Here is a 20924-nt window from a genome sequence, read left to right as displayed (position 1 = left end):
AGTGGGCTTTTTTCTTGTCGTGTTAAAACGACTGCGTATACAACGGCACTAAGCTGCTAATTTTAAATTCCCACCATTAGTCCTATATTGCTGTACAACTAACTTACGTGCGGCATTGAGTATGCGACGTGCGCTGCCGTTACAGTAACTAATAATTTTAAGTATGTCGCCGTCCGTTACGCCAGTCACGTTGTAGTCAGCCAATATGCGCTTAAATATTGGCAGCCAGTCAGCGTTAGCAGCAGCATTAAACTCCACACGCTCACACCTATCTTGTACGCCATTTTCAATTAGCGATAACCTATTAGTAGTAAAGATATACACACACTGGTTAGTATTTGTATTCATTGCTACTTTTAATGAAGACATTGACTCAGTGCGTAAATTATCCACTTCGTCCAAAATAAAGTAGTGATACGTACCCATTAGCGGAATAAATTGAGCTTGTGACTTAATACTTTCAATTACGTTTGCGCCGTTGTCCCCACCTTGCGCTATTTTGTAATAGGCAACGTGCGGATTACTTCCGCCACGTGCTGTTTCTATTAAGTCTGGCAGTATCTTTGCTAAAGCTGTTTTGCCAGTGCCATTAACGCCATATAGCAATATGCCGTTAATGCCGCCAGTTGGAAAACCTACTAACCCACTAACAATGTCTTCTACAGTTTGCTTTGCGTTGACGCTGTGAAAAACAATATCATTTAGCGTTTTAGGGCTATAACGCTCTTCAAAATCATTAAACATAGACTTCTCCTTATTTGTAATAAAAAGGGCAACGCTGTTACACGTTGCCCAATAGTTGTCGTTAATTAAGCAGCTACGTTAGCAATAGCGTCATTTAACTGTGCGTCGTTGCTTGCTACGCTACGCTCTGCCACTTGTTTTTTAATGCCGTCTTTGTTTGCGCTGTAGTACGCAGCTAAAGCAGCATTTACAGCCGTAGTGCTATTTGTTACAGCGTTAATAGCAAACTTGCCATTAGCTTGCTGCGTAGCTACAAACACTACTTGTTGCCCAATACACGCAGCGTCAACTTGCTTAGCAATAGCTTCACTGCTAATTTCAGCTAAAACAGCACTTGCTACAGTAGTTTTAGCTACTTCAGCTTTTTGCTTTGCGCTTAACGCATTGCCGTTTTTAGCTAAGCGTATTTCTTCTACTCCGCCGTTATTTCTAATAAAGTCCGCAATAGCTGCGCTTTTAATTTGCTTAACGTTAGCAGTACGCAAAACAATGCTGTACGCACTTACACGTCGTCTGTCTGCGCCAAACACGCATTTAACAATTTTGTGTAGTGTGTGTGACTTTTTGTTAACAGCTACGTTATGTAGCGTCATATAGTCGTCCAACTGTGTACGCAGCGTTTTAGCATTATCTGTAGCTAAGCACATTTCTTCATACTTTGCGTAGCATTTAGCCAAAATTGCGTATAGCAAGTCGTTGCTATTCTTAAACGCATTGTCTGCCCATACTTCTTGCTCGTTTTTAAGCAATTCAATAAAAGACAGCGAATTAGTTGTTAACATTGCTTTAGAGTTGTCGTTTGTAAACGACTCTGCGTTAGCAGTTACAACAGCGTTGTTAGCAATAGTGTTTACAGCAGTAGTTACAGTAGTTTGTGTCATTTTTAATACCTTTCAATTTAAGTTAGATTTATGATTAGTGTTAACAAATAAACCTCACTAACCATAAGTATTACTTTACTCTTTTAACCTAAAACTCACACTTCAAAAGCAATTGATAACTATTTGGATGTTAATAAATGAAGGTACATTTTTCAGCACAACACCCTACTTTTGGCACTAAGCACAAGCCAAAGTCACCAACATACCAACAGCGCAGTCCGTACTATTGGTGGTGGGCTTTTTTACGCTTAAATGAGGACTACATTAAGTGTTGTGAATTGGGCGGTAAGGGCAAGTTGGCAGCGTTATATAAAGACTTTGGTGACGTAAGGGGAGAGAGTTTTAAGCAGTGGTGGAATGACAAAGCCGTTGCGCTGTTTGCGGAAAAGCCGCTGCCACAAAGTCTTACTAAATTAACTAACAAAATAGAATGGGACGATACGTGGGGTGACAGCGTAATGGTTGTAGCTGTACCAATGAGTATGAGTAAACGCTATATCTACAGTAAGTTTATGGATTTAGTTAAAAAGAGCCACACAGCAGAAAGAGGACGTACGGCAGAGCAGTGGGCTAAAAGTACTGCCAAATATCCCATTAACCGTAACCACACAATAGATAACTTACGTACAACGTTTACTGTGTATGAAGCATACGTTGCTAATAGTCGGTTACCAAAAGCGGAGAAGTTAACTGTGTGGCAGTTGGGAGATAAGTTGCGGGTAGTTAAATCAGCAGCAAAGTCTAAATATGGGGAAGAGGGACGCACAGAAATTGAGAGGCGCAATATATTGGCTGCGTCCGTTAGCCGTTACGTTAAGCAAGCCAAACAAATCATTGCTGCTACGGCAGAAGGTAAATTCCCCGCATAAAGAGTCGTTTTGAAACGTCACTTACGCAAACCAAACGTTTTGCGGCGTTTTTAACAACGTGCGGTGTGCTACGTGTACGCAAGCTACTTTTAGGCAGATTTGAGTATGGTAGATAGGTAGTTTTAAGCACAATGACAGACAGAATTAGCTTACAGTCCGTAAATTGAGCACTGGTTAAACAGTTTACGTATAATAGACAGTCTTTCTTGGCCTGGTAGCTCAGTCGGTAGAGCAGAGGACTGAAAATCCTTGTGTCGGTGGTTCGATTCCGCCCCGGGCCACCAAACTCAAATAATGCCCTGCTCATGCGGGGCATTTTCTTTTGGGTGGGAGGGCTTGCTTCTTTCAATTAATATATGTACAATGTACATATGATTTCATTGCGATTTGAATGGGAGCCCAGAAAAGCTTCAGCTAATCTAAAAAAGCACGGCGTTTCATTTGAAGAGGCAAAATCTGTGTTTTATGATGAAAGTGCCAAGTTAATCTCTGATCCTGATCATTCGGAATCTGAAGACAGATTTATCTTGCTGGGAGTGAGCCATTCTCTTCGTGTGATTTTGGTTTGCCATTGTTATCGAAGCGAGGGCAATGTCGTTCGTATTATTTCGGCTCGTAAGGCAACCCCTAAAGAGTCAAAAGCTTATTAAAGGTGATGAAGATGCGTAAAGAATATGATTTCTCAAAAGCCCGTAAAAATCCATATGCTTCCATGCTCAAGAAGCCCATTACTATTAGATTGGATGAGGATTCAGTGAGCTACTTCAAATCTGTATCAGAAGAGGTGGGCATTCCTTATCAAAGCCTAATTAATCTCTATTTAAGAGATTGTGCCACCTCGCATAAGAAATTGAACCTTAGCTGGAAGTAGTCTAGATGTAGGATGAGAATCTCCTGAGTTCTTGGTCGATTCCGCCCCGGGCCACCAAGAATCATAAAGAGAGCTTCTAGCTCTCTTTATGATTTTAAAGTTAGCATCGACACTATAAATCTTGTTTTTTATTCCAGAGTAGCTAATAGTCAAGGCAATGCAACTAGGGTGACTAACCCAAGCTTGTTATCCAAAGAAACAGCCATATTGATCGGCATCAATAACTTGTAGTGCCTCATTGAGATCTTTTGCGATTGGATTTGGCTCATAGGCTTGCCATTTTCCGCTGGCTCGCATCCAATAAATATGCCACAGAGCCTCAGACTGTATATACCGAAATTTTACAAACGGTCGTCGAGTTAACTCTCCTGGTTTTCCACGCCACAAAGGGCGAACTTCAAAAACACTTACAGCCTGGCCATCGATTTCATAATCGTAATCAAGATCTTTTTTGATTTCAAGTGGAGCCAGAAGCAGACACCACTGCCCGACCAAATAGTCAATATTCCCTAACTGTTCAATGCTAAATGCCATATCTGATTAACTATCCCAGAAAGTAAAACCGATCAATCAAATTTATTTTAAACATAGCCATTATGAATTATGGGCGAAATGATTGCAGTCGATATAGACGTCCTCAGACTAAATGAACCTCAACTCTCTTTCCTAAAGCCGCCGCATACTTTCTTAGGGTAGTTAGGCTTGGGGAATGTTTGCCGGTAGCCAGAGAGCTTTCTAATCTAGCAATAGCTGGAGTTTGCGTTCCCATCTTTTTTGCCACTTGAGCTTGCGTTAATCCAGCCTCTTTCCTTGCCGTAAGAATCTCATCAAGAATAGCAAATTCAGTGCGATCAAGTTCTTTGACTGCGGCTTTTACAGCGGGCTTTTTAAGCATCTTACTTACCATTTGTTTATGGGTAAGCATTTTTGTTTTCTTCTGCGTTGTCATTTTTTCCACTCCTTCATGCGTGCTTTCGCAATCTTCAATTCTTTCTCAGGCGTCTTTTGAGTCTTCTTAATAAAGCTATGAAGCATCACTATTTCCTGCTCCACCATGGTACAAAAGAAAACTCGGGCAATACCTTCAGCACCTTTAAGTCTTAATTCAAATAAGCCACCGCCAAATGAATCTGTATGAGGCAAGCCTAAATTCGGCCCATGCTCAATCATTCTGGCGGTCAATCCAATATAGCGAGCTTGAAGCGTGTCGGGAAGATTCATAATGTCTTCTTGAACCTGCTCGCTGTAATAAAGGATGGAATAGCTCATCCAAGTATATTAACAAATTTGTTAACATTGGGCAAGACTAAATTGTCTTTTAAAACGACAGTCTAGAAATAGGATCAACCATCCTAGGCCCTGGACGCTTCCGCCCGGGGCCACCAAGATTTAAATAATGCCCTGCTTCGTGCGGGGCATTTTCTTTTGTGCGTTCAGCCCTGTTTGTATATAATGTATACAAAGTATTCTTTGGGGTGAAAGATTATGGAAACTTCGGTTTTAACCATACGGGTTAGCAATAAAACAAAGTCAATGCTAGATAAATTGGCAGGGGCCACTCAACGCACAAAATCTTTTTTAGCTTCAGAGGCGATAGAGCGCTATTTAGAAGTTGAGGCCTGGCAGGTTAATGAAATTAAGGCCGCCTTAAAAGAGGCGGACAAACAAGACTTCATTTCAGAGAAAGAGTTTGCTAAGTTAGTGAAAAAGCATGCAGGTTAGGTGGTTACGTAATGCCGCTAAAAACCTAAATGACGCTACAGAGTATATTGCGGACGATAACCCTAAAGTAGCTAGAGAATTTTTAATTCATACCATTGAAAGTGTTAATAAATTAGCTCAATATCCAGAGCTTGGGAGAACCGGCAGAGTCCCAGGAACTAGGGAGTTGGTTATTTTTGGATATCCGTATATTGTCCCGTACCGTATAAAGGACGGAAATGTGGAAATATTGCGAGTATTTCACACGTCAAGAATGTGGCCAATAAGACTTTAATTTGCTGATTTGCATCCAAAACTGACCCACCTAGCCTAGGTATTTGCATCCAAAACTGATCCAATTAATACCTTATTTGCTTTGAATTTCAGTCCAGTATCTGCTCAATATAGACGGCTAGCGAAAGATAACCTGATCATTTGGGCGAATCATAATTTGCTGCAAATGGTGGAATAGTTTTAGGGGCAAAACGCAACTAATTTGTCAAAAATGCTATTTTTTATATTTTAGTAAACATTTTTCTTAAAAAAATGATATAAATACCCCATAAGCCTTGCTTGGCTTATCTACTGGAGCCGGAAGCTCCAAAATACATTCCAGGAGAGCTTATGAAATTGCACCATCATTTAAATGATTCACCATTTTCTTGTGGTTGTTGCATGGATTTGCTGGATCCTAAAAAGTCAAGACGAGATTTTTTACGATTAGCCGGTGGAATTGCTGGTATGGGTAGTCTTGGAATGCTTATGGGCCCAGGAATCGCTATTGCTGGATCTGGAAAGTATGATGCCATGCTGCTTTCTTGTATTGACCCTCGCTTTCAAAATCCAGTGAACAAAAGGGAAAATGATAAGGGTCTTGGGGGAAAGTACAGCGCGTTTACGATAGCTGGAGGATCTATTGGGGTTGTTGCACCAGCTTTTAAGGCTTGGCACGAAACCTTTTGGCAAAATTTAGATGCTTCAAAAAGTCTGCATAGCATTAATAAAGTAATCGTGATTAATCATCGTGATTGTGGCGCAGCTAAAATTGCATATGGTGAGGCAGCGGTAGCGACTCCCGCAAAAGAAACTGAAACTCACAAGGCAGCGTTGCTAGAATTTAAGAAGCAATTAAAGGTTCGGCAACCCACATTAACTGCAGAACTGGGGCTTATGTCTTTGGATGGAAAAGTAGAGTCTTTCTCTTAGCCCCATCGCTTTGGCCCCGGGCCACCAAGAATCTCGATAGCCCACTTGTTGGGCTATTTTTCTAGAGCCTTCAGTTTCATTTGAAGATCGCTTGATAGGCTGGCAAACCACTCATTCTCTTTGCCCGATAGCGGAAGAATTTCTCCATACTCAATCATCTGGGCGGGAATGAGATCAACAATGTAAATCCAAATTTGATCTTTGCTTAGTCCCGAGCTTTTAATTAAGGCCTCCCTCATTGCTAATATAAGTTTTTCCTTTAGCTCTGGTGGTCTTCCTGCCCGTATTTGTCCATGTAAGAAGATTTGGCTATCTTGGACCGGCTTGCCCCCCATAAAATGTTTGCCACTTGGGGTTTCTTGAAATATCACTTGAGCAAAGTAGGTATTCGCGCCGGTACACGCATTGTGGGTCTTTGTAATCGCTTGAGCAATATTCTCCATTTGTGCGATGCTTAGTTTGGTGTTTGAATAAGTCACTGTATAGGTCGGCATTTTTTACTCCAAAAGTGTTTTGAACTGGATTTACTGTATCACCAACTAGGCTTGGACATCCTAGGCCCTGGACGCTTCCGCCCCGAGCCACCAAGAATCGCAATAGCCCACTTGCCGGGCTATTTTCTTTTGGGCTGGCGGGTGGAATAATCACTTGACAAAACGTACGCTTTTACGTACTATATTGCAAAGGAGCGAAATCATGACTACATTAACCGCAAGTGAAGCTCGAGCAGATCTCTACCGCTTGATTGATCAGACGGCAGAGTCACACAAGCCAGTACTCATCTCTGGTAAGCGGGCAAATGCTGTTTTAGTTTCTGAAGAAGATTGGAGTGCCATTCAGGAGACGCTTTATCTATTGGCCATTCCAGGAATGCGTGAGTCAATTAAAGACGCTATGGCTGAGCCTATTACTAAAAGTAAAAGGGCGTTGAAGTGGTGACTTGGAATTTAGCTTATTCCAAATATGCCATTAAGGATTCAAAGAAACTATCTGCCGCAGGTCTTAAAGATAAAGCCCAAGACTTATTGGATATTTTAGAGGCAAACCCCCTCCAAAATCCGCCGCCTTATGAGAAGTTGGTTGGTGATCTAAAAGGGGCTTACTCACGCAGAATTAATATTCAACATCGCTTAGTTTATGAAATTTTGCGCAAGGAGAAGACGGTTCGAATCTTAAGAATGTGGACTCATTACGAATAAAGTAGGCATTGGTCTAAGCGCGGATGTAGGCAACCTCGGCCCTGGTCGATTCCGCCCTGGGCCACCAAGAAACATCAAAACCACCTGCAGGAGATTTTTTTTTGTGTAATTTGGTAGATTAGTGTTTTACAGCAGCCACTAATCTAACGATAATTCTTATATGCTTACCAACAGCCAAAGCTACATTAGAAAAATGATGGTTTTGGGTCTTTTGACTTCAATACTTATCATTTTATTTTCCTGGTGGGTTACGCCTCTTTTTCAATTTGAATTCATTGGAAATATTTCTGGGCGACTTAATGTGCTTTGGATAGCCATAACAATTGGCCTCATACCAATTGTTGTCTTAATTGCCCGAGTGGCTTACTTAAGATTTTTTGGCGCCGCGATTGGAGGCGACCATTCGGATCCACAGGTAGAGCTCAATGTGAAAGTTTTAAATAACACTCATGAACAATTTTTACTTTTTTCAATTGCCCTGTTTGGATTAAGCGTGGGGTTGCCAAGTACGCATTTAGCAATGCTAATCATTTTGGCAGTTGCTTTTAATATTTATAGACTCCTTTTTTGGTTGGGGTATGGCAAGAATCCAATCATGAGAGCGTATGGTTTCGCCACAACTTTTTATAGCAACTTAATTTTGCTTCTACTTTCCGCTTTATTGATTATTTAATTAAAAGTTTAGTTTGACATCCTCGGCCCTGGTCGTTCCTGCCCCGGGCCACCAAGAAATCTCAAAACCACCTGCGGATGGTTTTGATTTAAAGAAGATTAATTCCAAAGCTCTTCATTGCCAGGGCAAATAGGCCAAAGCAGATAACCGTTGCTACAACACACGCACCCATCGTCAACCAGAATCCCAGCTTAGGGAGTAAATATGGAAATAAAAGAAACATCGGTAATGTTGGGATCACATACCAAAAGGTGTAATAGGCGTGATTAGCAATTTTCTCTTCAGGTTGGTTTTCTACATAGAGCCACACTAAAGTTAAAAGAGTCATCAGTGGCAATGCCGCAATAAAACCACCTAATCGATCACTACGTTTGGCAGCCTCAGAGATGAATACAATCATTCCGGCTGTTAAAAGATACTTTGTAATGATCCAGTTCATATGGTCCTTTGGCGTTAGAGGGTTGACCCATTATAGGAATGTCGTTTAAAGCGATAGCATCTAATCGGCATCATTTTTTCTTTAGGAACTCCAAAGAGTTGGCTTGCCTCCTCATCAATCCTTCTTTCTCTAGTGAGGCAATTACTCTATATAAAGCCTCATGGGTAACGCCAATCTCTGAGGCCATAGATTTGAAATCAGACTGGAGCGTTAAGACACCATTTTTACCTTCAGTCTCGATGAGGTGGATTAGCTTACTTCGAATGTCTTTTAGACCTAAACGTTCTGATTGCGTTCGCAGTCGCATGATCTCTTTGCTGAGTAGTTGCACCCATTTAAGTGAGAACTTGCTATCAGTCAGTGCGTCTCTTAAGTATTTAATTGGTAGCGTAATCGCTTGTCCGTCTTGAGTTGCAAAAGCATCGCAGTGATAAGCGTCTGACAATAAGCTCGCCTCACTTAAGAAGCCACCGTTGCATCTTTGTAAGGTGGTGGGTTCTCCATGGTTACTGGTCCTAGTAAGAACAGCTTCACCGGAAACAATAAAAAACATGTATTCAGGCTTTTTACCTTGATGAAAAAGGTAATCACCTTTTTCAAAATGATAGGCATGACTTTGCCCCAGTAGCTCTTTAGGCAGGAGCTCCTTTAGCAGTTCAGGAATATAGATATCCATATGATCTAAATCATACGCCCTTTAGACGATTGGCCCAATAATGAATCCATACAAAGGAGGCTGCTATGGAAACAATTAATTTAACGGTAAGCGACATGACTTGTGACGCCTGTGTAAAGCAGGTGGAAAAAGTCATTAATTCAATTGCTGGGGTGCAGAAGGTTGAAGTAGACCTTGCCTGTGGAGCAGTTAAGGTTGTTGGCAATATCTCGCAACATGCGCAAGAAATTGTTGCGGCTTTAGAGGAGGATGGCTATCGAGCACAAGTGAGCACAGAGGCTTCTAATACAGAAAAAAGCGGTGCTTGTAAGAGTGGGTCAAGTTGTTGCTGTAACTAAATAAATTAATAGGAAATCAAAATGAAAACTGTAAACAAAATCGCAATCAGTGTTGCTACTGTCATGAGCCTTGGATTGGCCGTAGCCTATGCTCAGCCAGGACCAATGGGGAATGCGGGAAATGGCATGGGCCCAGGCATGATGCGCAGCCAAATGATGCAAGGTCAAATGATGGGGCAAAACGCCAACATGAAAATTATGCGTGAGTTGATGACCCCATCAGAAAGACTTGCCATGATGGACAAGATGATTGATGCCAAGACAGTAAAAGAGCGTCAAGCAATTATGACCACCACACATACAGAGATGGAAAAGCGCGCCAAAGAAAAAGGCATTACTTTGCCTGCAGGACATAGCCCCCAAATGATGTCCAGCAGAAACTGCGGATAGGCTATAAAGTGTTGTTAGTTGTTACAAGGCCACCTTCGGGTGGTTTTGTGCGTTGAAGTTTCGGGAGATACAAATGAATATGACTCACTACATGCAGTTACTTGCTGATAATCAGCCTTGGAATTTGTTGATCTTTATGGGTATTCCAATTGTGCTCGCTGAGACGCTGGCTATCACCGAGCTTTATATTTTATTTACACGTAAGTTTGATGGTTTTGTCTATCACCTAAACCGCTTTGCTGGCACTACCGTAGGCTTGTATTTCATTGGCATCATTGCTTACCTGATGACAACTGCTGTTTTGCCAATCACTAAGGCCGGTGAATGGCGCACAGTGATTGATGTGGTGGCGGTATCAACATATTTAATTGGTGGCTTGCCTTTAATTTGGATTGCCCTGCAAGAATTTGGTTTTGTAAATAAAAGTCTTGATCAAATGGGTAAACTCAAGATTCATGCGATCTGCGTAGCTTTGTTCTTAGTTTTTGGGCACATTGCCATGGTTAGCGGAATGTTGGATCCATCTTTACTTGGCTATAAAGGCGCCGATACGCACCAGATGCACGGGGAGCAAATGCAACAAATGCATATGATGCATGCTGGTAATAGCGCTACTCAAGATAACCGTATTGCAGTGGATTTTCCTGCGCCAATGAAAGAGCATATTTTGACGAATATGCGCGATCACTTGCAAACAATCTCTCTAATACAAGAGGTGATGGGCAAGGGACAATATGACAAAGCCGCACGGCTTGCAGAAGATCGTTTGGGTATGAATGCTCTCAAGCTACATGGGGCATATGAAAATTCTAAGTTCATGCCAAAGGGTATGCAAGAAGCTGGAACCGCTATGCATCGAAATGCCAGTAAGTTTGCAATTGAAGCTCAAAATACAGCAGCAACAGGCGATATCAAGCCCGCATTAATTGCGCTGGGCAATACAACACAAGCATGCGTTGCTTGTCATGCTGGCTACAAGTTGAAATAGATTAAGACATCCTCGGCCCTGGTCGATTCCGCCCTGGGCCACCAAGAATTCTCGAAACCACCTGAGGGTAGTTTTTTCTATTATGCTTAGGTAGAGATTATCTGGGATAAGAACATGAACCGCCGCCGGGCCTTACTTTGTCTATGCAGTATTGGGGCTTTTGGAATGAGTCGAGCCGCTCCACCAACAAGCAAAACCCTTGATGCAATTCCGCTAAAACAGCATGAGTTAGCAATGCGCGCAGCAATAGCTATGGCATTACAAAATCCCATGTATCCCTTTGGTGCAGTAATTACTAATGCGAGCAATGGAGCTATCCTGGCTAAAGGCGTTAATACAACATACGAAAATCCGACTTATCACGGTGAAATAGTATGCATGAATAACTACGTCAGACAATACGGAAATATAAATTGGGGGAATCTTATTTTGTATACAACAGGAGAGCCATGCCCCATGTGTATGAGTGCCTTAATTTGGGCCGGAATTCAAGGCGTTGTTTTTGGAAGCTCTATAGGCATGATTAAGAGATCGGGCATTGATCAATTTATCTTTAGCGCAAAAGATATCAACAAGGGAGGCTTTAGCCAAACCCAGTTGTTGGGTGGCATTCTTGAGTCAGAGTGCGACGTACTATTTGCCAATCGAATACGAGCCTGACAAAATCTCACTGAAAAAAAGTAATTTCACTTTATGCCAATACTTTAGAATCAAATATTGGTGTAATTAACAGGGTGAACAGAGTTGAATATTCTTCGGATTTCTAAAATTATCATTTGCCTGTCGCTCTCTATTTTCGCTCTTTTAGTCTGCTTGAATAATCTGGCGGACTACGGCTCTAATTACGCTTTTGTTCGGCACACCCTTTCTATGGATACTGTTTTTCCAGATAATACTTTGAGGTACCGGGCTATTCTTGATCCCTTCGTTTGGAGTCTTGCTTATGGATTAATCATATTTGCCGAGTTTTTAACGGGCCTTCTGTTGTTAATAGGCGCTATTAGCCTACTCAAAAATATGAATTCCCCGCTGGCATTTAATAGGGCCAAAAATTGGATTTATCTTGGTTGCTTGACTGGTTTTTTGCTGTGGTTTTTTGGTTTTATTGTTGTTGGTGGTGAATGGTTTTGTATGTGGCAATCCGAGAAGTGGAATGGCGTAGAAGCAGCTTTTCGTTTTGTTGTCCTTATTATGTTTACATTACTATTTACCGCAATGCCTGAATCTGAAAACGCTAAGAAATAGAGTAAGACATCTTTGGCATTCCTTTTTAGTTGTGATACCTTTACATATCGAAGAATACTTGAGAGTTTAGGGATGCTTAAAGAAAAATTAAAGATGTTTATAACCCCTTTTTGCGAAGCTTCACCTGCGTGCTTGCTCGTCATGGTTGAGGGTAATATTTGGTTGGCAACTATAGGGCATCTTCAAAAGGCAGTAGAGACCGGTTTTATTACGGGCGCTGGTGTTCTGTTTCTTTCCATATTTACGCAACGTTGGCTTGGCAATAAATATGTGGTGGCTGGTATTACTGGGGGCATGTGCTTTATAGCTGACTATTATGTTCACCCAAGTCACTATAGCGGAGTAACTACAGAAGCATTCATAACGGGCGCTTTTACCGCTTTAATTTCTTTAGCCTTAAATGAACTTGGCAAGAAAATTTTTCTACATTTACGAGATCATTCTTCAAGCATTGATTAAAAGAATCTAGAATTTTATGGCTTAACTCAGGCACCTCGGCACTGTTTAATGCCACGCTGGCCTCCCAAAACCTTCTTCAAGTAAATTTTTAACTTGGCTGTTGTTTATAGTTGTAGTAAGGTGATGCTTGATGATGAGCAGAATATATTCAAATTGGGTTTATGGCGGCCTCTTGGCCGGATTGCTCATGCTTCTGTTGATGCCAATACTAACTTTAGGCTGGCCAACCGAACTGAAGCTTTTCTATTTAACCCTACCTGTCTACATGCTGCACCAGTATGAAGAGTGGGATGATGATCGTTTCAGGATATTTATTAATAATCATCTGGGGCACGGCAAGAACCTCTTAACTCATAAAGCAGGTTTTGTAATCAATATTTTTGGAGTGTGGGGAGTTATTGCTATTTCTCTTTATCTGGCTTTTTATGTAAATCAAGGCTATGGATTAATAGCCACTTATCTTGTTTTAGTAAATGCGTTGGTTCATATTTTGGCCGGATTCGTTCTGCGCTCCTACAACCCTGGGCTTATTACCGCAATTGTTTTATTCATGCCCTTGGGCTTTTATACAATTTATCGGGAAAATGCGCATAGTGATGACGCATTTCAATATTTTGGAATTACTATAGCCATATCGATACATGTGAGCATAATCTGGCATCTACTAAGAAGACGAAAACAACTCACCAAGAATTTTAAATAAGGCTAGAGTCAGGCATTCTCGTTCCTGATCGATGCTGCGCCAAGCCCAGAAGCATTAAATCACTTGAATTTGTGGGCTAGCTAAGCATAATAAATAACAAGATGAAATATCGCCAAAATGAAAATAAGTCAGCATATAGAGTAAATTAATAGTCATCGGTCAATAAAGTCAACTGCCTTGCTTTCCCGTAAATGCGAAAACTACTACCCAAATTAATTATTGCCAGGCTCATTTTGGTATTTAGCATCACCATGCCCGGACCGGCAATGGCAATTGAGATTGGTCAAACATTGCCCTTACAAAAAATTCAAACCTTAGACGGGACCTATTTTGAAGTTCCCAAAAATAATACCAAAAACACCTTAATTCAATTGTGGGCATCATGGTGTCCATTTTGCCAACGTCAAAACACCTACTTAGAAAACTTTACTAAACGAATACCTCCTGGGTCAATGCATATTATTACTATTTCAATTGATAAAACGCCAGTAATTGCCAAGGAATATATGCGCAAACACCGCTATACCTTTTCGGCGGCAATGATGACGCCAGAACTAAGCCAAGCCATTGGGAAAATTCGCGGAGTGCCGGTATTGTTAATCCTAGATTCTAAAAATAAGCTAATTTATAAAGAAATTGGCGAAGTTTTTGAAGAGGATTTTGCTGAATTAAGTAAATATGCGAAATGAGGCGGCTAATATAATACTTTTAGGCAAACCAAGCGCATTGTAGTATAGTAATTGCTCAGCATTACACTGAATCCCCCCAAGAATTTAAATTACTAATTTTAAGAAAGTTTATTTATGTCACATGTTGGTCACATTTCACTAAAATCAAAGCCAGGTTCATTTACAAAAGTCTGCGAACGCTATCATCAATTTGCAGAACAAGTAATGGCGCATCATCCCGATTTGCATGACGTCATTATTATGGGCAATCAAGCACAAAATAATATTGAAGGTTTTGGTATTTGGGAAAATGCCGCTGATGCAGCTTCACTAGAAGATACCGCTGACTTTGCGGCCTTCTTAAATGATGTTCAAGCTGACTTAGCAGAGCCCGTTCAAAGAAATGATTTATTGGTTTTTTATCGGATGAAGCCAAAAGCGTAATTTGAGGGAATATTTCAATATCGAACTATAGTCAACTTCCCCCCGATTTGCCGATACCTCAAGATGATGGCGCTAGCCGTCATTTAACAGGAATGCGGCTGCCAGCCGTCACATTAAGTGCAACGAATGGTGAGTCGATTACGCTAGACGATAGCGAAGGCAGGTTAGTTATTTATTGCTACCCAATGACAGGGCAACCCAATGTTGCCCTGCCAGATGGCTGGGATCAAATTCCAGGAGCAAGGGGTTGTACCCCGCAAAGTTGTTCATATAGAGATCATTACCAGGAACTTAAAGCGCTTGGCGCAAAAGTAATTGGGCTTAGCGTGCAAACCCCAGAATATCAAAAAGAAATGGCTGAAAGGCTGCATCTTCCTTTTCCGATTGTGAGTGATGAGAACTATCAATTTCAAAAAGCATTAAACATGCCGACCTTTGTAGCCGCAGGAATGACCCTTTTAAAGCGTGTAACTTTGATTGCTAATCATGGCGTAATAGAAGCGGTCCACTATCCCATATTTCCAAGTGATAGCGATGCAGCTTGGGTAATTAGCTATTTAAGGCGGCAACTTGCATAATGCAAATTCATGAGCTGACCACACCTGCTGCATTAGTAAATACAGCGCGGATGTCACGCAATATTCAAGCGATGCAGCAACGCATGAATACACTAGGCGTTGCCTTTAGGCCGCATGTAAAAACCACTAAATGTATTGATATCGCTCATGCTCAAATAGCTGCTGGGGCCAAAGGAATAACCGTCTCTACCCTTAAAGAGGCAGAGCAATTTTTTGCTGCTGGTATCAGCGATATTGTGTATGCGGTAGGCATGGTTGCGCCTAAGCTGAAGCAAGCAGCTTCACTTATACAGCAGGGGTGTGCACTAAAAATTATTGCTGATAGTGCTGAGTCTGCCGCTGCAATTATTGCTTACTCAAGGGCCCACTCTATTTCCTTTGAAGTTTGGATTGAAATTGATACAGATGGGCATCGTTCTGGCATTAATCCGCAGAGCGATGAATTACTGAGCATTGGCCATATATTGAATCAGCAAGAAAATACCTTAGGCGGTGTAATGACCCATGCTGGCTCAAGCTATGATCTTCATACCCCAGAAGCCCTGCAAATCCTTGCTGAGCAAGAACGCAGCTTGTGTGTGCATGCAGCAACTCGACTACGTGCTGCTGGCCTACCCTGCCCAAATGTGAGTATTGGCTCCACTCCAACTGCACTATCAGCAGTGCAGCTCGAGGGTGTAACTGAAGTACGAGCGGGAGTATATGTTTTTTTTGATTTAGTCATGTCTAACGTAGGCGTTTGTTCGTTAGACGACATTGCACTTAGTATTTTAACTACCGTGATTGGTCATCAGGCTGATAAAGGCTGGGCAATTGTAGATGCAGGCTGGATGGCAATGAGTCGTGATCGAGGAACGCAAAAACAGGCTAACGATTATGGCTATGGGCAAATTTGTGATGTAAACGGTAAGGTAATTGAGGGTTATCAACTCATTGCCGCAAATCAAGAGCATGGCATCCTCAGTCAAGTAAAGGGAGACAGCAATCAAACGATCGCCGCTCGTTTTCCAGTGGGCTCACAATTACGCATTTTGCCTAATCATGCATGTGCAACTGGAGCACAATTTCCGACTTACTATCCAATTAATGATGAGCAGGTTATTGGCCCAGCATGGCAGCGTTTTTATGGATGGTAATTGCTAATGGCCAAGATAAAGTATTGCAATCCTAAAACGATGGCGCCTCCTGGTGGGCATTACAGCCACGTTGTCGTTGCCAATGGTAGCGCTTATATTTCGGGGCAGCTACCGATTACAGCGGCAGGTAAGCAATTGAATGCCGCTAGCTTTGAGGAACAAGCCAATCAAGTGCTTGCCAACCTGCAGGCCGCACTCGAAGCCGCTGGTACCAGTATCTCCAAGCTAGTTCAGGTGCGGGTTTATATCACTAATATGAGTAATTGGCCTCTCTTTAATACTATTTATGCTAATTGGGCAGGCACAGCATTGCCAGCGCGAGCTGTAATTCCCGTATCTGAACTGCATTATGGTTTTCTGCTGGAGATCGAAGCATTAGCTTTGGTTGAATAACAGCTTCAGCCCAAATAAAGGTTGCAGCTGTAATAATGACAGAATAAATTGACGTGAATAGATTAGTGAATCCTCAAGCCCATCCGCTGTTTTATCAAGCCATCATGGCATTAGAAAATGGCAACCTCATTGGTGCAGAATCGTTATTGCAGCAATTTATCCGTGCGCAACCTAAAAATAGCGCTGCCCTGCATTTAATGGGAGTAGTGTGTGGTTTAGCAAAAAGACATGCAGAAGCAATTCAGTATTTTAGAAAAGCAGTTAAGCTTACCCCGAACGATAGTGAACTACATTACAACTTAGCCAAAGCCCTTTCCGACTCCCAACATGATCGCGAGGCATTACAACACCATCAGACAGCAACTCGCTTGGCACCTGATAACGTGAATGCATGGGTTAATTATGGAAAATGCCTAGATCATTTGGGCAAAAGTAACGAGGCTTTAACTTGCTACGAGAAAGCAATTTCGATTCAACCTAGTTTTATCCAGCCTTGGTTTAATAAGGGCAAGACATTAAGTGAATTAGGACAATATCAAGAGGCGCTAGCAGCTTATACCCAAGCGTACCAAATCAATCCCCAAGAAAATTTCTTGCTCGGAATTTTACTGCACCACAAAATGTTAATTTGCGAATGGACGGGGTTAGATGAGTTATATAGCAACATTCATGCAGGACTAATTGCTGGAAATAAAGTTGCCGAGCCATTTGGATTAATGGCCTTTACAGAATCAGAACACGATTTGCAGCTATGTGCCGAAATATTTGCAGCCGATTTTTATCCCGCCCAGACAATAATTGCAGAAAACATAAAAAAAGAACCTAAGTCAAAAATTCGCATTGGCTACTTGTGTGGAGAATTTAGAGAGCAGGCCACATCAATTTTAATGACAGGCCTCTATGAAAATCATAATCCAGAACAGTTTGAAATTATTGCCTTTGATAATGGTGTTGCCGACAGTAGCGAAATTCGTGCGCGCCTAGAAAAAGCATTTGATCAACTAATTGATATTCGCACGTTACCAGACTTAGAGGCGGCGCAATTAATCAAACAAATGGAGATTGATATTTTAGTCAACCTAAATGGCTACTTTGGCAAAGGGCGGCAAGGCATTTTTGCGTACAAACCTAGTCCCATACAAGTCAATTTTTTAGGTTTTCCAGGAACTCTCGGGGCTCGCTATATTGACTATCTCATCGCCGATCCAGTCGTAATACCTCCCAGTAGCAAGCAATTTTATGATGAGAAAATCGCTTACCTCCCCAACTCTTACCAAGTTAATGATGCTAAACGCGTAATTGCTAACCGCGAGTTTTCACGAGCTGAATTAGGCTTGCCAGTATCCGGATTTGTCTATTGTTGCTTTAATAATAATTACAAAATTACCCCAGAAATATTTACGGTGTGGATGAATATTTTGCGCGCAGTAAAGGGTAGCGTTTTATGGCTGCTGGCCGATAATTTAGTAGCAAAAGAAAATCTATGTAATGCAGCCAAGACGCAGGGAATCGACCCAACACGCCTTATTTTTGCGAATCGCTTACCCCTTGCAGAGCATCTTGCTCGTCATCAACAAGCGGATTTATTTTTAGATACTTCACCTTGCAATGCTCACACTACAGCTAGTGATGCCTTATGGGCTGGTTTACCGTTGTTGACAAAGCAAGGTACAACCTTCCCGGGGAGGGTATCAGCCAGTCTTTTGCAGGCCGTGGGTTTGCCAGAATTAATTGCAGAAAACCAAATCAGATACGAAGCTTTAGCCATTGAGTATGGCAATAATCCTGAAAAAATCCTGAAAATAAAACAAAAATTATTAGCAAATAAAATAAACTTACCATTATTTAATACTGAATTATTTACTGAACACCTCGAAGGTGTCTTTTATAAAATGTTCGAGCGCGCGCGAGCTAATTTAAGCCCAGCTGATATAGAGACAACCCAAGCAAGCCCATGAAAATTTTATCTTTAACCCACAGCTACGGTGCCGATGGTGCAGCCATAATGTTAAATAAAACTATTCATTATTGGGTTAATGAATTAGGTTGGACAGTAGCTGCCGCAGTGAATGACGTAATGGAAGTGTTATATCAAGCAGATTTTAAAAAAAATGGTATTCAGCCAGTTAAAAATGTCGACCTTAAGAATTATGATGTTGTCCTCATTAATACCTTATTGGATGCGCCACAAATCGACCGACTAAATGCTAGTATTCCAGTTGTCCTTTGGGTTCATGAAGGTGAAACCTGGCTTGACAATTCAACCATGACCGCGGGTGACTTAACCCGACTTTTTGCAAAATTCAACTTAATTATTTTTCAAACTGATTGGCAACGGCTGGAAGTGTTTCGTAGCTTTATTTACCGCTTAGAAAAAAATAGAGTTGCGGTAATACCGAATGGTATTACACCTTCTTATTTGGCGGCAACAGAAATACAGTACCCTATAAAGGATTCTACATTTCGAGTCGTCAATGTAGGCTCGGTATATGCAAGAAAACGACAAGCAGATTTGGCTAGCGTAATTGAAAAGATGGCCCAAGACACTTCAATTATTTGTAAGTTCATTGGCGATTTACAGCATGCTCATACATTTGGCCCAGAATTTACACATTACATCAACCAAAAACTACCGTGCCATGAGTGGGTTGGCATCATTCCCCATGAACAAATTAATGCCGAGTTAGCGCAGGCTAATTTATTTTGTTTTCCATCTGGAGATGAAAGCTTTCCATTGGCACCACTCGAGGCAGCGGATCTCAAAATTCCTGTGGTCATGGCAGACTTAGCCCCCTATAGGCAGATTGGTTGGAAACACGAAGTGAATTGTTTGCTTTACCCAGTAGGCAACTTGGCTGAACTTGAAAAAGCTATCCGCCGAGTGCAGGAAGACCCCATGCTAGCTGCCAAGCTGGCACAGGGCGGCTTTGAGTTAGCCCAATCGCTACCTTTCGATACCTATTTAAAGCAGATCACCAAGGCCATAGAAGCAATAAAAATAGCCTAATTCCTTAAATATAGACAATCTTTTGACTTAGATCAAATAATCAATTGATCAATAGTAGAAAATACCATTCTTAAGGTAATCAAAAGGTCGAATGGAGAAGGTCATGATGGGCAAAAATAAATACAGCTTAAGCAGCATAAAAAAAATCTTTAGCTTCACCAGTAGTCAAAAAAATGCCGCGCAAGCGCACAAATTAAACAGGTCAGCAGAATTGAAGACAAGCGTACAGGGTTTAGTTATGCGCAGCTGGTGCGAAAATACAGAAAGCTGTTTAACCGATTGCCAAGATTACTGCAAAAAAAACGATTCTTAATTAGGGCAGCAAGCGGTGTAATAGAATCAATGGCAGGATGATAAATATTGAAGCAATAGGGCACTTTGCCGCATTTTTAACTACCGCCGCATTTTTAGTGCAAGCGATTAAATCATATCGCACTAAAGATCTGGCGGGAATTTCAATAGGCATGTACATCATTTTTACCGGCGGCGTTTCTCTGTGGCTCGTATACGGCATTGCCCTAGAAAATTGGCCATTAATCTTAGCTAATGGCTTTACCTTAACATTTGCGCTTTGTATTTTATTTATGAAAATAAAGCAGACGCTTGAGAAATAGTCGGCTTAAATTAAGTCAGAAGCAATATTAATAGTTAGCGCCAAAATAGTCGTATTGAAAAAAAAGGCCAAAATACACTGAATCGTACCAATGCGCCGTAATACGCTACTAGAGAAACTAACATCAGCAGTTTGAGCCGACGTGCCAATGATACAAGAAAAGTATAAAAAGTCTGCGTAATCAGGCAATGGAGTGCCAGGGAAAATTAAGCCCTCTTGTAACTTGCCATCAGGTTGGGAAAGATAAAAAAAATGAGCATAGTACAAGGCAAAAATAAATTGAGTAAAGATCCAAGTGGCAAGAATAGTGGAAATCGTTAAAGCAATATGCCATAAACGAGCGTTACCATGAATTTCAGTAATTGAAGCAAGCTCTACAATAACTGCAGCAATGGCAGTAATGGTTGCAACAACCGTGATGGCTAAGACTAAATACTGCCCTTCATCTTCAACTAAGGCGCGGGCACGTATCGAAGTGTGATTTGCACTAAACATTAAATGAATAATGAATAAAACAAAGAGCAAGGCTGATAAATTCCAGCCAATAATATAGCGAGAAATTAGATCTAAGTTTAGCGAAGGTAGCAAAAAAAAGGCAATAAAAAAACCTGCTAAACAAGAAATTATTAAGCGCCATCTAGCTACCATCATGCGTTGTATAGAAATTAGAATTGGGAGCATAGAATGCCAAGGCCAGATAATT

33 protein-coding genes and 1 tRNA gene are annotated in these 20924 nt (G+C 41.3%); 25 read left to right on the top strand and 9 right to left on the bottom strand.

Annotated elements, in window-relative coordinates; translation table 11 throughout:
- Positions 1-48: 48 nt before the first annotated feature.
- Both LZG75_RS01235 and LZG75_RS01230 read right to left on the bottom strand, forming a co-directional pair.
- Positions 49-744 carry an AAA family ATPase gene (locus tag LZG75_RS01235; RefSeq protein ID WP_233934823.1) on the bottom strand — a complete coding sequence of 232 codons (696 nt, stop codon included), beginning with the start codon at positions 742-744 and terminating at the stop codon, positions 49-51.
- A gap of 65 nt (positions 745-809) precedes the next feature.
- Positions 810-1625 carry a hypothetical protein gene (locus tag LZG75_RS01230; protein ID WP_233934822.1) on the bottom strand — a complete coding sequence of 272 codons (816 nt, stop codon included), beginning with the start codon at positions 1623-1625 and terminating at the stop codon, positions 810-812.
- A 137-nt stretch (positions 1626-1762) separates the two neighbouring features.
- Here LZG75_RS01230 and LZG75_RS01225 point away from each other — a divergent pair, with 137 nt between their 5' ends.
- From LZG75_RS01225 to LZG75_RS01210, 4 genes are all read left to right on the top strand, one after another.
- On the top strand, positions 1763-2494 hold the full coding sequence (locus LZG75_RS01225; protein ID WP_233934821.1) for a hypothetical protein: 732 nt from the start codon (positions 1763-1765) through the stop codon (positions 2492-2494).
- 208 nt (positions 2495-2702) lie between these two features.
- Positions 2703-2778: transfer RNA gene (locus tag LZG75_RS01220), tRNA-Phe, on the top strand.
- Between the two features lie 72 nt (positions 2779-2850).
- Positions 2851-3144 (top strand): BrnT family toxin, encoded by a 294-nt coding sequence (locus LZG75_RS01215; protein WP_233934820.1) that lies wholly within the window; start codon positions 2851-2853, stop codon positions 3142-3144.
- A gap of 11 nt (positions 3145-3155) precedes the next feature.
- On the top strand, positions 3156-3365 hold the full coding sequence (locus tag LZG75_RS01210) for a BrnA antitoxin family protein (RefSeq protein WP_233934819.1): 210 nt from the start codon (positions 3156-3158) through the stop codon (positions 3363-3365).
- A gap of 186 nt (positions 3366-3551) precedes the next feature.
- Here LZG75_RS01210 and LZG75_RS01205 read toward each other — a convergent pair whose 3' ends face one another.
- The 3 genes from LZG75_RS01205 to LZG75_RS01195 all read right to left on the bottom strand — a co-directional run bounded on the left by LZG75_RS01205 (position 3552) and on the right by LZG75_RS01195 (position 4634).
- Positions 3552-3899: a DUF3024 domain-containing protein gene (locus tag LZG75_RS01205; protein ID WP_233934818.1), complete on the bottom strand. Its 348-nt coding sequence runs from the start codon at positions 3897-3899 to the stop codon at positions 3552-3554.
- Between the two features lie 103 nt (positions 3900-4002).
- A complete protein-coding gene (locus LZG75_RS01200; RefSeq protein ID WP_370635392.1) occupies positions 4003-4314 on the bottom strand; it encodes a helix-turn-helix domain-containing protein in 312 nt (103 codons plus the stop codon).
- Entirely contained in the window at positions 4311-4634 is a 324-nt protein-coding gene (locus LZG75_RS01195; RefSeq protein WP_233934817.1) for a type II toxin-antitoxin system RelE/ParE family toxin, read from the bottom strand. Before LZG75_RS01195 ends, LZG75_RS01200 begins: the two co-directional genes overlap by 4 nt.
- A 216-nt stretch (positions 4635-4850) precedes the next feature.
- Here LZG75_RS01195 and LZG75_RS01190 point away from each other — a divergent pair, with 216 nt between their 5' ends.
- The 3 genes from LZG75_RS01190 (at position 4851) to LZG75_RS01180 (ending at position 6272) form a co-directional block, all read left to right on the top strand.
- Positions 4851-5087 (top strand): CopG family ribbon-helix-helix protein, encoded by a 237-nt coding sequence (locus tag LZG75_RS01190; RefSeq protein WP_233934816.1) that lies wholly within the window; start codon positions 4851-4853, stop codon positions 5085-5087.
- Complete coding sequence (locus LZG75_RS01185; RefSeq protein ID WP_233934815.1) at positions 5077-5361, top strand: type II toxin-antitoxin system RelE/ParE family toxin; 285 nt, start codon at positions 5077-5079, stop codon at positions 5359-5361. Before LZG75_RS01190 ends, LZG75_RS01185 begins: the two co-directional genes overlap by 11 nt.
- A gap of 278 nt (positions 5362-5639) precedes the next feature.
- Positions 5640-6272, top strand: a complete 633-nt coding sequence (locus tag LZG75_RS01180; RefSeq protein WP_233925593.1) for a twin-arginine translocation signal domain-containing protein — start codon at positions 5640-5642, stop codon at positions 6270-6272.
- 53 nt (positions 6273-6325) lie between these two features.
- On the opposite strand, the gene LZG75_RS01175 is transcribed toward LZG75_RS01180, so the two are convergent.
- The gene (locus tag LZG75_RS01175; RefSeq protein WP_233925592.1) at positions 6326-6766 is read right to left on the bottom strand and encodes a tautomerase family protein; all 441 of its coding nucleotides are present in this window, start codon (positions 6764-6766) and stop codon (positions 6326-6328) included.
- A gap of 202 nt (positions 6767-6968) precedes the next feature.
- On the opposite strand from LZG75_RS01175, the gene LZG75_RS01170 reads away from it, so the two are divergent.
- The 3 genes from LZG75_RS01170 to LZG75_RS01160 all read left to right on the top strand — a co-directional run bounded on the left by LZG75_RS01170 (position 6969) and on the right by LZG75_RS01160 (position 8144).
- Positions 6969-7211: a type II toxin-antitoxin system Phd/YefM family antitoxin gene (locus LZG75_RS01170; RefSeq protein ID WP_233925591.1), complete on the top strand. Its 243-nt coding sequence runs from the start codon at positions 6969-6971 to the stop codon at positions 7209-7211.
- A complete protein-coding gene (locus LZG75_RS01165; RefSeq protein ID WP_370635384.1) occupies positions 7205-7471 on the top strand; it encodes a Txe/YoeB family addiction module toxin in 267 nt (88 codons plus the stop codon). The genes LZG75_RS01170 and LZG75_RS01165 overlap by 7 nt, the downstream gene beginning before the upstream one ends.
- A 160-nt stretch (positions 7472-7631) precedes the next feature.
- Positions 7632-8144, top strand: coding sequence for an MAPEG family protein (locus LZG75_RS01160; RefSeq protein WP_233934813.1), 513 nt, complete (start codon positions 7632-7634; stop codon positions 8142-8144).
- 88 nt (positions 8145-8232) lie between these two features.
- On the opposite strand, the gene LZG75_RS01155 is transcribed toward LZG75_RS01160, so the two are convergent.
- Together LZG75_RS01155 and LZG75_RS01150 are read right to left on the bottom strand one after the other, a co-directional pair.
- Entirely contained in the window at positions 8233-8583 is a 351-nt protein-coding gene (locus LZG75_RS01155) for a DUF3147 family protein (protein WP_233934812.1), read from the bottom strand.
- A 70-nt stretch (positions 8584-8653) separates the two neighbouring features.
- Positions 8654-9259 carry a Crp/Fnr family transcriptional regulator gene (locus LZG75_RS01150; protein WP_233934811.1) on the bottom strand — a complete coding sequence of 202 codons (606 nt, stop codon included), beginning with the start codon at positions 9257-9259 and terminating at the stop codon, positions 8654-8656.
- A 65-nt stretch (positions 9260-9324) separates the two neighbouring features.
- Here LZG75_RS01150 and LZG75_RS01145 point away from each other — a divergent pair, with 65 nt between their 5' ends.
- The 15 genes from LZG75_RS01145 to LZG75_RS01075 all read left to right on the top strand — a co-directional run bounded on the left by LZG75_RS01145 (position 9325) and on the right by LZG75_RS01075 (position 20222).
- Positions 9325-9597: a heavy-metal-associated domain-containing protein gene (locus LZG75_RS01145; protein WP_233934810.1), complete on the top strand. Its 273-nt coding sequence runs from the start codon at positions 9325-9327 to the stop codon at positions 9595-9597.
- 21 nt (positions 9598-9618) lie between these two features.
- Positions 9619-9987, top strand: coding sequence for a hypothetical protein (locus tag LZG75_RS01140; protein WP_233934809.1), 369 nt, complete (start codon positions 9619-9621; stop codon positions 9985-9987).
- A 73-nt stretch (positions 9988-10060) separates the two neighbouring features.
- The gene (locus LZG75_RS01135; RefSeq protein ID WP_233934808.1) at positions 10061-10975 is read left to right on the top strand and encodes a DUF6803 family protein; all 915 of its coding nucleotides are present in this window, start codon (positions 10061-10063) and stop codon (positions 10973-10975) included.
- A 114-nt stretch (positions 10976-11089) separates the two neighbouring features.
- Positions 11090-11635, top strand: a complete 546-nt coding sequence (locus LZG75_RS01130) for a nucleoside deaminase (protein WP_233934807.1) — start codon at positions 11090-11092, stop codon at positions 11633-11635.
- Between the two features lie 84 nt (positions 11636-11719).
- Positions 11720-12220, top strand: coding sequence for a DUF2165 family protein (locus LZG75_RS01125; RefSeq protein ID WP_255698721.1), 501 nt, complete (start codon positions 11720-11722; stop codon positions 12218-12220).
- 72 nt (positions 12221-12292) lie between these two features.
- A complete protein-coding gene (locus LZG75_RS01120) occupies positions 12293-12679 on the top strand; it encodes a hypothetical protein (protein WP_233925587.1) in 387 nt (128 codons plus the stop codon).
- Positions 12680-12809: 130 nt separating this feature from the next.
- Positions 12810-13382, top strand: coding sequence for an HXXEE domain-containing protein (locus tag LZG75_RS01115; protein WP_233934806.1), 573 nt, complete (start codon positions 12810-12812; stop codon positions 13380-13382).
- Between the two features lie 191 nt (positions 13383-13573).
- Positions 13574-14071 (top strand): TlpA disulfide reductase family protein, encoded by a 498-nt coding sequence (locus LZG75_RS01110; protein ID WP_233934805.1) that lies wholly within the window; start codon positions 13574-13576, stop codon positions 14069-14071.
- A 114-nt stretch (positions 14072-14185) separates the two neighbouring features.
- Positions 14186-14494: a hypothetical protein gene (locus LZG75_RS01105; RefSeq protein WP_233925584.1), complete on the top strand. Its 309-nt coding sequence runs from the start codon at positions 14186-14188 to the stop codon at positions 14492-14494.
- 47 nt (positions 14495-14541) lie between these two features.
- Positions 14542-15072 (top strand): peroxiredoxin, encoded by a 531-nt coding sequence (locus LZG75_RS01100; protein WP_233925583.1) that lies wholly within the window; start codon positions 14542-14544, stop codon positions 15070-15072.
- Positions 15072-16208 carry a DSD1 family PLP-dependent enzyme gene (locus LZG75_RS01095; RefSeq protein WP_233934804.1) on the top strand — a complete coding sequence of 379 codons (1137 nt, stop codon included), beginning with the start codon at positions 15072-15074 and terminating at the stop codon, positions 16206-16208. Before LZG75_RS01100 ends, LZG75_RS01095 begins: the two co-directional genes overlap by 1 nt.
- 6 nt (positions 16209-16214) lie before the next feature.
- Positions 16215-16601 carry a RidA family protein gene (locus LZG75_RS01090; protein ID WP_233934803.1) on the top strand — a complete coding sequence of 129 codons (387 nt, stop codon included), beginning with the start codon at positions 16215-16217 and terminating at the stop codon, positions 16599-16601.
- A gap of 53 nt (positions 16602-16654) precedes the next feature.
- Entirely contained in the window at positions 16655-18559 is a 1905-nt protein-coding gene (locus LZG75_RS01085) for a tetratricopeptide repeat protein (protein ID WP_233934802.1), read from the top strand.
- Positions 18556-19608, top strand: a complete 1053-nt coding sequence (locus LZG75_RS01080) for a glycosyltransferase family 4 protein (RefSeq protein ID WP_233934801.1) — start codon at positions 18556-18558, stop codon at positions 19606-19608. The genes LZG75_RS01085 and LZG75_RS01080 overlap by 4 nt, the downstream gene beginning before the upstream one ends.
- A gap of 350 nt (positions 19609-19958) precedes the next feature.
- Positions 19959-20222, top strand: coding sequence for a SemiSWEET transporter (locus LZG75_RS01075; RefSeq protein ID WP_233925578.1), 264 nt, complete (start codon positions 19959-19961; stop codon positions 20220-20222).
- A 5-nt stretch (positions 20223-20227) separates the two neighbouring features.
- On the opposite strand, the gene LZG75_RS01070 is transcribed toward LZG75_RS01075, so the two are convergent.
- Complete coding sequence (locus tag LZG75_RS01070) at positions 20228-20902, bottom strand: DUF1345 domain-containing protein (RefSeq protein ID WP_233934800.1); 675 nt, start codon at positions 20900-20902, stop codon at positions 20228-20230.
- Positions 20903-20924: the final 22 nt, after the last annotated feature.

This window comes from Polynucleobacter sp. IMCC30063 (assembly GCF_021395235.1).
GTDB lineage: Bacteria > Pseudomonadota > Gammaproteobacteria > Burkholderiales > Burkholderiaceae > Polynucleobacter.
This window is presented reverse-complemented; position numbering and strand designations above follow the sequence as displayed.